At 68.0% G+C, this 9941-nt stretch carries 6 protein-coding genes and 1 pseudogene; 1 reads left to right on the top strand and 6 read right to left on the bottom strand.

Going from position 1 to position 9941, the window contains the following annotated elements; translation table 11 throughout:
• Positions 1–259 precede the first annotated feature (259 nt).
• The 6 genes and pseudogenes from ACY34J_RS20545 to ACY34J_RS20520 form a co-directional block, all read right to left on the bottom strand.
• Complete coding sequence (locus tag ACY34J_RS20545) at positions 260–1123, bottom strand: carbohydrate ABC transporter permease (RefSeq protein ID WP_462727959.1); 864 nt, start codon at positions 1121–1123, stop codon at positions 260–262.
• Between the two features lie 23 nt (positions 1124–1146).
• Positions 1147–2154, bottom strand: a complete 1008-nt coding sequence (locus ACY34J_RS20540) for a carbohydrate ABC transporter permease (RefSeq protein ID WP_462727919.1) — start codon at positions 2152–2154, stop codon at positions 1147–1149.
• Positions 2155–2158: 4 nt separating this feature from the next.
• Positions 2159–3409, bottom strand: coding sequence for a sugar ABC transporter substrate-binding protein (locus ACY34J_RS20535; RefSeq protein ID WP_462727920.1), 1251 nt, complete (start codon positions 3407–3409; stop codon positions 2159–2161).
• Positions 3410–3575: 166 nt separating this feature from the next.
• Positions 3576–3847: pseudogene (locus tag ACY34J_RS20530) on the bottom strand (LacI family DNA-binding transcriptional regulator); the annotation flags it as partial.
• A gap of 287 nt (positions 3848–4134) precedes the next feature.
• Positions 4135–5736 (bottom strand): extracellular catalytic domain type 2 short-chain-length polyhydroxyalkanoate depolymerase, encoded by a 1602-nt coding sequence (locus ACY34J_RS20525; RefSeq protein WP_462727921.1) that lies wholly within the window; start codon positions 5734–5736, stop codon positions 4135–4137.
• 465 nt (positions 5737–6201) lie between these two features.
• Positions 6202–7395 (bottom strand): S8 family peptidase, encoded by a 1194-nt coding sequence (locus ACY34J_RS20520; protein ID WP_462727922.1) that lies wholly within the window; start codon positions 7393–7395, stop codon positions 6202–6204.
• Positions 7396–8236: 841 nt separating this feature from the next.
• On the opposite strand from ACY34J_RS20520, the gene ACY34J_RS20515 reads away from it, so the two are divergent.
• Positions 8237–9892 (top strand): N-6 DNA methylase, encoded by a 1656-nt coding sequence (locus tag ACY34J_RS20515; RefSeq protein ID WP_462727923.1) that lies wholly within the window; start codon positions 8237–8239, stop codon positions 9890–9892.
• Positions 9893–9941 lie beyond the last annotated feature (49 nt).

Below are 9941 nucleotides of genomic sequence, written 5' to 3'. Positions count from 1 at the left end.
ACCCTCGACCGGCTCCCAGCCGAGCAGCACATGCCCGGTGCCGTCCTCGGAGCGCAGCCCGGCGGGGGCCGGCAGGTCGGCGGTGCCGGTCAGCGGCTGGTCACTGGGCAGGCCGATGCGCCGCTCCCAGTCGAGTCGGGCAGCGTTCGTTTCGGTCATGGATGTGGGTGCCTCTCTCCGGGTAATGGATGCGCTTGGATGCGCTTACATGAGGTGCGTGAGTACGGCATACGGGCCCGCCTCGCCCGTATGCCGTGGGCTACTTGAGGCCGGCGGTCGCGATGCCCTGGGTGAAGTAGCGCTGCAGGACGACGAAGACCAGCAGTACCGGCAGCACCACCAGGAAGGCGCCGGCCATGAACACGCCGTTGGATCCCTGGGCCTTGGTCGGGTCGATCGCGAACGTGGCCAGTGCCACCGGAAGGGTGTACTTGCCGGGGTCGTTGGTGGCGACCAGCGGCCACAGGAAGTTGTTCCACGAGCCGAGGAACACGAAGATCGCGAGCGTCGCCAACGCGGGCTTCACCAGCGGCAGCACGATCCGCCAGAAGATGAACCACTCCCGGGCGCCGTCGATACGGGCCGCCTCCAGCAGCTCGTCCGGAATGGACATCATGAACTGCCGCATCAGGAAGACCCCGAAGGCCCCGGCCGCGAACGGCAGAATCAGCGCCGCGTAAGTGTCAATCAGGTGCATCTTGCTCATCATGACGAACTTGGGGATGAGCATGAGGTTCCCCGGCACCATCAGCGCGCCCAGCACGATCGCGAACACCGCTTTCTTGCCGATGAAGTTCAGCTTGGCCAGGGCGTATCCGAGCATCGAGCAGAACAACAGATTGCAGGCCGTGACGAAGACCGCGACCAGCAGCGAGTTGAAGAAGTACTGCGGAATGTCCATCAGTTCCACCAGCTCGCGGAAGTGCTGCAGCGTCCACTCGGTCGGAATCCACACCGGTGGACTGGCGCCCAGCTCGCGGTCGGTCTTGAAGGCCGAGAGCCCCATCCACAGGAATGGCGCTGCCATGACCAGCATGCCGAAGCTGAGCAGCGAGTAGGTCAGGACCTTGCGCGTGCGGGTGCCGCGGTCGCGAGCGGTGTGCCGGGATCCGGGCCCCTTCATGGGCGCGGTCTTGGAGAGTGCGCTCATCGGGTCTTGTCCTTCAGCAGGCGGAGCTGGAGCAGCGTAACGGCCAGGATGACGACGAACAGGACATACGCCATGGCGCTTGCGTAACCCATGTGGAAGAAGTCGAAGCCCTGCTCGTACATGTCCAGAGAAATCGTCAGGGTGCTGTCCGACGGGCCACCGTCGGTCATCACGAACGGCTCCTCGAAGACATTGAGGAAGCCGATGGTGGTCATCACCGCGACATAGAGCATGGTCGGGCGCAGCAACGGCACCGTGATCCTGCGGAACTCCTGGAAGACACCGGCCCCGTCGATCCTCGCCGCCTCCCGCACCTCGGTCGGGATGGCCTGCAGCCCGGCGAGGAACAGCACCATCGCGGTGCCCATGTTGCGCCAGACCGCCATCACGATCAGCGAGGGCAAGGCGAGCGTCTCGGAGCCGAGGAAGTCCGGTGCGGTCAGCCCGACTTGGTGGGCGAGCCCGGCGATCAGGCCCTCGGTGGGATCGAGGACGAAGCGCCAGATGACCGCCACCGCGACGATGGCGGTGACCACGGGCGCGTAGAAGCCGACCCGGAAGAAGGTACGCATCCGGTCGATCCCGGAGTTCAGCAGCACCGCCGCCACGAGCCCGCTGCCGATGGTCAGCGGCACACCCAGCACCACGAAACAGCCGGTGTTGAGCAGCGCGCGGATGAACTTCTCGTCCTCGAAGAGCTTGGTGTAGTTCTCCAGGCCTATGAAGTTCACCGAGAGCGGGTCGGTCACATTCCGGAGGCCGAAGTCGGTGAAGCTCATCACCAGCGTGGCGACGATGGGGAACGCCATGAAGGTGAGGAACAGCGACAGGAACGGCGCCGAATACAGCCATCCGGCCAGATTCTGGGTGGACAGCCGGTCCCGGCGACGCTTGGGCGCGTCCGGGGAGTCGCCCGGTCCGTCCTTTCCGGCCTTCTCTCCCGCGCGATGCGCGATGGCCGGGGGTCGGCCCGGGTCGTCGAGCTTGGCGGCGGTGGTGCTCATGGGGTCACCCCACCAGGCCCTCGGTGGCCTTCTGGAGCTGCTTGGCCGTGGCGGCCGGATCGGCGCCGCGTACGACCTTCGACAGCGCGGCGTCGAGCTGGACGCAGATCTCGTTCCACTTCGCGAGTGGAGGCACCTCCTTGCCCGTGACCAGCGACTTCTTGAAGACGTCGAGGGACTCGCCGTTCTTGAGGGCGGGCTGCTCCCACGCGGCCTTGTTGGCGGGGAGCGACTTGGATATCTCGTACCAGTGGGCCTGGATCTCGGGCGAGGTCAGGAACTTGGTGAATTCGTCGGCGGCCGCCTTGTGCTCGCTGTCCTTGAAGGTGACCAGCGAGGAGCCACCCAGCCAGGAGGTTGAGGTCTTGTCGGCGGGCAGCGGCACCGCCTTCCACTTGCCCTTCAGGTGCGGCTGCTGGTCGGTGATGTTCTGGACCATCCAGGGGCCGGAGGAGAACATCGGAACCCGGTCCGCGCCGAAGTCCTTGACGACGTCGTAGCCGGGAGGGGCGCTCTTCTTGGCCAGGCCCGAGTCGAAGTAGGCGGCGTACTCGGTGAGCGCCTTCACCGACTCGGGGGAGTCCAGAGCGGGCTTGCCGTCCTTGTCCAGGATCTCGCCCCCCGCGGAGTACAGGAACGGCAGCCAGTTCTGCCACGACCCGAAGGTGCCGGGCGCGAGGCTGATGCCCCAGTCGGTCCCGGCCTTGTTCTTGTACGCCTCGGCGAGTGCGCGCCAGTCCTTCCACGTCGCCGGCGCCTTGTCGATGCCCGCCTTCTCGGCGAGGTCGGTGCGGTAGTAAAGCGCGCGAGTGTCGACGTACCACGGGACGCCGTACGCGGTGCCGTCCTTGACGTTGCCGTTCCATGCGGCGGAGAAGAAGTCGTCCGCCTTGAAGGTGCCGGTGTCCACCGGCTCGAGCACGCCGAGTTCGATGTACTCGCCCATCATGGTGGAGCCCATCTGCGCCATGTCCGGCAGCTTCCCGGCGGCCGCGGCCGCCGCCATCTTCTGGCCGACGACGTCCCAGCCGACGGGGGTCACCTTGATGGTGATGTTCGGGTGCTCCTTGTTGAACGCCTGCGCGACGTCCTGGAGCCGCTTGCCCTCCTCGCCCATGCCCCAGACGGTGAGCGTCTGCTTGGCGTCTCCTGCCACCTGGTCGCCGCCGCTGCTTCCGCAGGCGGTGAGGGTGGTCAGGCCGAGAGCCGACGCCACTGTCACGGCGAGAGTGACGGACCTGGCAGTGCGTGTCATGCGGCTCCTCCTCGAGTCATGGTGCGTTGTAAGCGCATACATGACCTTGCAGCACACGGAGGTTCGACTCAAGGGGCCCGGAGGTAACGCTTCCGTAAACCCGCGGACATCCGCGGCGGGGGCGGCGCGACTCCGTTGGGGACCCGGCCGCTCCGGCCGACCGCCGGGAGTAGAGCATCAGCTCGGCGTCGTCGGCGTCCGAGGCGTCTTCGGCCGCTGTGTCGTGGAAGTCGGGGAAGCAGAGGCCGAGTACGCCGGTGGTGCGGCTGGCGAGCCCCGCGCGCTTTCGCTCGGCACTTAGCCCAGCCGGCGTGCGGTGGCGAGCACGCGCTCGCGGGTGGCGGCGCGTACGGAGTCGGGGTTGCGGTAGACGCGCGACACGGTCGCGATGGAGACGCCGGCTTGCTCGGCGACGTCGTACACCGTGGGAGTGCTCATGCTCCTCGCTTCGCCTCTCCTCGAATCCCGCCCGGGCCGGGGCTCTGGCCTGCCTGAAAGCGCATTCAGACTAAGGGGGTGGGTGGCCCCGCCGAACTGGTGACCATGGCAACGGCAGGCACCGTTGTGATCGGCGTTCGTGGGGTCTCGGTCCGAATCCTTCCTCGGACACCAACCGATCGGTAGCCCACGAATTGCCGGAAGTGCTGGTTGAGATCCATTCAACCAGCACTTTCTGTTGTGCGGGGTCGTAGGTGAGGGCGAGTCCGGGCCGGCGGCGGATCCTGTTACCGGTACTCGACGGTCAGCGTGGCCCGGGTGTCCTTGTTGACGAAGACGTACGCCGTCGAGGCCGGGTTCGCTTCGAAGCGCAGCCGGACCTGGGTGGTTCCCGTCCGGTCGATCGCGGAGAGCCCCGCAGACGACAGGTCTGTCGAGTCCTTGCTTCCCGAGGAGAGGGAGGCGATGTCGGCGGCTCCCGCCGAGGTCGCGGTGGCAGCCCAGTCCGAGGCTTCGACAGAGCATCCGCCGAAGCAGCCCTTCCGCACGTCGACCAGCAGCCGGTTTCCGGCGGGGTTGGACCAGGGGTCGCCCACCCCGCTGCTCCGGGTGACCGTCACATAGGCGCGGGTGATCTCCTTGCCGGCGGGGATCTGTGAGGTATCGAAGGACAGGACGGTCCGGTTGAACTTGCCGTCGCTGCCGCGGCCGATCGCGAGACCGTAAGAGCCCTCCAGCGTGCCGACGGCCGCTCCCGAACCGTCCGCGGCGGCCTTGACGTAGCCGTCCTGCGAGTCGGTGCTCGGGATGGTCACCGTGTTCTGCGCGGGCGGTGGCGTGTCGCCTCGGAGAGCCTTCACCATCGCCATGATCGTCTCGATCTGCTTGCCGCCGTGCCTGGCGTAGTCGGAGTCCCCGAGGTAACCCCACCAGTTCCAGCAGCCGTTGGGGTTGTCCAGCGTGGCGGTCGGGATGGCCTGCGGGTACAGCACGATGAGGTTGTTGGTGTCGGCGTACTCGTTGAGATACGCCTTGTCGATGAACTGGGTACCGAAGCCCTGGTACGAGTACCCCTGCTTGCAGCCGTGCAGGGCCACCACCAGCCTGCAGGCGGCGCCGCCCGCGCAGCTCGACGGCACGTACACGAAGCCCTTGTCGTCCATGGAGAGGGGTTTGGCCTGGCCGCCCGGGGCGTACTTGTTCTGGTCGAACTGGATCAGGGAGCCGCCGGGGGTGCCCGCGGGCGCGGCGACGGAGCCGAGGAGATGGCCGAGCAGGTCGTGCTCGGCGTCGATGCCGCAGTCGTTGATCCAGGGGTTGCCGGTGACCGCGCAGGAGTTGGGGCCGAGCGGGCTGATCCAGGCGTGCCCGGCCGCCGTGCTCTTGTTGTAGAGGACCTGGGAGCCGAACCTTCCGTAGTAGGCGGCGAGCGCGTCGGCCACCGGACGTTTCACCGTCGAGTCGTTGGAGCCGCTGAAGACGTAGACCGGGTCGCCGGAGAGACCCGCCACCGGGTCGATCAGGCCCTGTGCCGACCAGCCCCGTGTGGTCTGCTCCAGCTTGTCGAGCTGGAGGTCCAGCAAGGTGTCCATACATGCGTTGAGGGCCCTGTTGAGGTCGTTCTGCGCGCAGTCGTACGGCCCGGACGCGAAGACCCCGGAGCCGCTGAACGTCCCGGAGTACGCCACATGGAGCTGGGTGGCCATATAGCCGCCGGAGGAGATCCCCGCGCTGTATACGGCGTTCACGTTGTAGGGCCCCAGGTCTCCGGCCACCGGAGCGGGCGCGGCGGCGACGGCGGGTGCGGTGCCGGGGAGCAGGTGGACCGCGCCCACGAGCAGGAGCAGGGCTGCCAGTCGGTGTAACCGGGCAGCCGGCGAGAATCTCATGCGCCCTCCAAGGTGGCTGAATCACGCGTGGTTCCCAGGAGGTTAGGTCCGCGCAACACGGGCGCCTATGGGGGCGGTGCCCACAAAGGCCGGGGCCGATTATGGGGGTTGAGTTTCTGGGAGGGCCGGCGCAGCGCCGCACAACGTGGCGGTCGTCGCCGTCGAGGGCCGCGCGGTCTGCACGGGAGCGACATCCTCGACGGAGGGCGGCCGCACAGTACCGCGGTCGCCTGGAATTCCCGGTCCGGCTGGGTTGAGGCGCTGTCCGGCCGGGGGCCGCCCGCACGCCCCCGGTCGTCCCGGCGAGGCACCGGGACTGTCGCGCTCACGGGTACCGGCCCGGCTCCACGAACCTGGGCGGGGCGCGACAGCGCGACGCCCTGCCCCGGCTCCGGCGGGCGGCGGGGTGCCGCGCTCGCCGGCGCCGGGGCGTCGCGGGCCGGCCCCCCGACCGGCCCCGGGCGGTCAGAACAGGGTGTACAGGAGCTTGTTCGGGGAGCCGGTCTTCGGGTCCTGGACCTTGCCGCTCGTGGCGTTGTTGACCAGGGCGTCACGTACCTGGGCGGGTGTGGCGTTCGGGTTGGCGGCCAGGTAGAGCGCTGCCGCACCGGTGGTGTGCGGTGTGGCCATGGAAGTGCCGCTGATGGTGTTGGTGGCGGTGTCGCTGTCCTTCCAGGCGGAGGTGATGTTCACGCCGGGGGCGAACAGGTCGAGGCAGGTGCCGTAGTTGGACCAGGAGGCACGCTTGTCGGAGCTGTCGGTGGCGCCGACCGTGATGGCTTCGGGCACCCGAGCCGGGGAGCTCTTGCAGGCGTCCTGGGGTATGCCGAGGAAGTTGCCGTTGCCGGCGGCGATCGCGTAGGAGACGCCGGAGGCGACGGAGTTCTTCACGGCGTTGTCGAGGGTGGTGCTGGCGCTGCCGCCCAGGCTCATGTTGGCGACGGCAGGCTTGACAGCATTGTTGGTGACCCAGTCGACGCCCGCGATCACGCCGGAGGTGCTGCCGGAGCCGTTGCAGTCGAGGACCCGGACGCCGACGATCGAGGCACCCTTGGCGACGCCGTAGGTGGACCCGGCCGCCGTACCCGCCACGTGAGTGCCGTGTCCGTTGCAGTCATTGCCGTTCTGCCCATCGCCGACCGTGTCCGTGCCGATGGATGCCCGGCCGCCGAACTCGCTGTGCGAGGTACGTATTCCGGTGTCGATGACGTACACGTGGACGTTGGATGCGGTGGTGTTGTACGTGTAGGTGCCGCTCAGTGGCAGGTCCCGCTGATCGATGCGGTCGATGCCCCAGGTGGCGTTGGACTGGGTGGCACTGGCGGTGACTTTCGAGTCCTGTTCCACGAGAGCGACCCGGGGGTCTGCCGCCAGTCTGCGGGCCTGAGTCTGCGTCATCTTCGCGGAGAAGCCATGCAGCGCGCTGTGGAACACATGCGAGAGACGACCGCTGTTGCGCCGGGTGAGTTCGCTTGCGACCGTGTCGGTCGACCCGGTTCCGTCCTTGAGAGTGACGATCCAGCTGTCGGAGATCGCCGACCCGCCGGAGGCCAGCCGGACGTCAGCGGAAGGGGGCGTCGCGCTGTGGGCCGGGGAACCGGCCAGCTGCATACCCGCCAGCAGCAGGACCGCGGGGGCGAGGGCGCTCAGACGGCGCATGGGGGATCGCATGTAGTGCACCAGACCTTTCGTTGACCGGGTTACGGACGCGTGCGGACTTCTCGGCTCCGCCTCCCCCTGGGTGTGGGGTGCGGGCCGTGGTGCAGGTGTGCGCTGGCCAGGTGGTGCATGGGGCAACGGCGACCGCCACCTGTCGACCAGTTCGGGGCCGCCGCCGGGCAGGGCTGCGCTGCCCCGCAGGGGTTGCCTACGGGGGTGCCCCGGGCGGGTGCACCAAAGGTGTTCAACAGGCATTGCGGAAGCTGTTACTTCGCCGCCGGGAAGTGTGCTTGTCAGACTGAGGTGGCGTCAAGAGATTGAAGAGGCAAGAGATTTGAAACTGGGATCCGGGAACGTATGGCTACGGGGTTCCAGGTCTGCCAGCCCCCGGCGATGCACAGCCGCCGGTTCTGCCATGGGCCCCCAACGCACCAGCTGGTTACCGAGCAGCCGGCACGTGGTGATGGCGTCAAGGGTGGCTCCCTCGCCCGGATAGCGGTCGATGGCGGAGCGGAACAGGTCCTCGGCGGCGCCCCCCGTCACCCCGGTCGACGGCGGTCCGTGCTTCGAAGCGGTCAGGCCCGGCGGTCTGCTCCGGGGCTTGGTGCCCGGCGACGAGCGCCCCGGCACTCGTCGCCGAAACAGGGCGGCCCCGGTAGCGGGCGCAGCATGCCGGATGAGCGCAAGCGCCGCCGTCGGCTACGGCAGCAAAGGTATATCTGAGTGTCCCGGCGGGCCCACTCAGGCGCGGTATACAAAAAAACGACAAGCAATTTCTCGTTTACATCGTCAACATCCCACATCATTGAAAGCGATCCCTGGCTCCGTATACGGTGACCGGATGGAAGACAACCCCCCACCCCTGGCCGGTCCACTGGTCACCGGCGCTGAGATCGCCCGGCTCGCGGGGGTCACCCGTGCTGCGGTCTCCAACTGGAGGCGGCGCTACGACGACTTCCCGTCACCTGCGGGCGGCGGAGCGAACAGCCCGCTCTTCGCCTTGGCCGATGTGCAGGCGTGGCTGGACCGGCAGCGCAAGGGGCAGGGCGTCTCCCAGGAGGTCCAGCTGTGGCAAGTCCTGCGAGGGGCCTACGGCGAGGAGATCATCGGTGGTCTGGTGGATGTCCTGGGCGTCCTCGCCGGCGGGGAGCCGGCCCCGGAGCTCCCGGAGGAGGCCGTCCGGCTGGCGCGGGACCTGACTGCGAGCACCTCGGTGGCCGACGTGGTCGGCGCCCTCGGCGAACGCTTCACCGACTCGGTGCGCCGGGCAGCATCGGACCAGGTCACCTCGCCCCGCGTCGTCCGCGCCGTGCGCCACTTCGTCGGTGAGGTGGGCAGTGACGCGATCGTCTTCGACCCGGCCTGCGGTGTCGGCACACTCCTCCTCGCCGTCGGTCCCGAGCAGGGGGGCAAACGGTATGGTCAGGAGTTGGATGCCCGTAGCGCAAGTTTTGCGCAACTGCGTGCCGATCTGACGGACCGCGCGGGTGTCACGATCGCCACAGGTGACTCCCTGCGCGACGACCAATGGCCGGATCTCAAAGCCGAACTTGTCGTCTGCGACCCGCCGGTGGGTGTCACCGACTGGGGCCGAGAGGACTTGCTCCTCGACCCCCGCTGGGAACTGGGCACCCCCTCACGGGCCGAAGGCGAACTCGCCTGGCTCCAGCACGCCTACGCGCACACCGCTCCCGGCGGTCGCGTCCTCATGGTCATGCCCGCGTCGGTCGCTTACCGCAAGGCAGGCCGCCGCATCCGCGCCGAACTCGTACGGCGTGGCATCGTCACACAGATCACCGCCCTGCCGTCCGGCACCGCGGGCTCGCATTCCCTGCCAGTGCACCTGTGGCACCTGCGCCGGCCAGAGCCCGCCGGCAACGCAGTAACGTTCGTCCACATGGTCGACCTGACCGCCAGTGATCCTGACGGTTCCCTGGAGGGAGGCCAGGTGACGGATGTGCCGCTGATCGATCTGCTGGACGATGCCGTGGACCTCACTCCCGGACGCCACGTCGAGGAGGCGCATCGTGACTACGCCGCTGAATACCACACCCTGCGGGGAGAGTTGGCGCAGCAGATGCGAGGAATCCTGGACGCCCTGCCCACGCTGACCGCAGGCGACGTTCCCGGTTTGCTGGACGGGCCCTCCGTCAGTCTCGCGGAGCTCGCCCGGGCCGGGCTGGTCGAGTATGGCGATGCGGAACCGGTCTCGGTGAGCGACCAACTCGACACGGACTTTCTCCGGGGCTTCCTGAGCAGCGCCGCGAACAACCGCCGCTCCACGAGCACCAGCGGCACTCTCCGTCTCGACGGACGGGGTGCCCGCATCCCGCAGATGGACATCTCTGAGCAGCGCCGCTACGGTGCCGCTTTCCGCGCGCTCCAGGAGTTCGAGGAGCGTATACGAAAGGTGGCGGATCTGAGCAGGGAAGCGGCGGTGCTGGCGCGGGACGGATTGGGCAATGGGGCACTGGTTCCCGATGAAACGACGGGATGAGCCAAGCGGGCTCTTGGATCTCCAAGGACGTCCGGCAGGCTCATGGACG

It is taken from the genome of Streptomyces sp. HSS9-12 (genome assembly GCF_054963655.1).
The sequence above is the reverse complement of the archived record's forward strand: the minus strand, read 5'-3'. Positions and strand labels throughout refer to the sequence as shown.

Bases quoted from the DNA above. Each gene is read 5' to 3' on its own strand.
- ACY34J_RS20545 (WP_462727959.1), bottom strand. From the start codon at position 1,123: ATGAAGGGGCCCGGATCCCGGCACACCGCTCGCGACCGCGGCACCCGC.
- ACY34J_RS20540 (WP_462727919.1), bottom strand. From the start codon at position 2,154: ATGAGCACCACCGCCGCCAAGCTCGACGACCCGGGCCGACCCCCGGCC.
- ACY34J_RS20535 (WP_462727920.1), bottom strand. From the start codon at position 3,409: ATGACACGCACTGCCAGGTCCGTCACTCTCGCCGTGACAGTGGCGTCG.
- ACY34J_RS20525 (WP_462727921.1), bottom strand. From the start codon at position 5,736: ATGAGATTCTCGCCGGCTGCCCGGTTACACCGACTGGCAGCCCTGCTC.
- ACY34J_RS20520 (WP_462727922.1), bottom strand. From the start codon at position 7,395: ATGCGCCGTCTGAGCGCCCTCGCCCCCGCGGTCCTGCTGCTGGCGGGT.
- ACY34J_RS20515 (WP_462727923.1), top strand. From the start codon at position 8,237: ATGGAAGACAACCCCCCACCCCTGGCCGGTCCACTGGTCACCGGCGCT.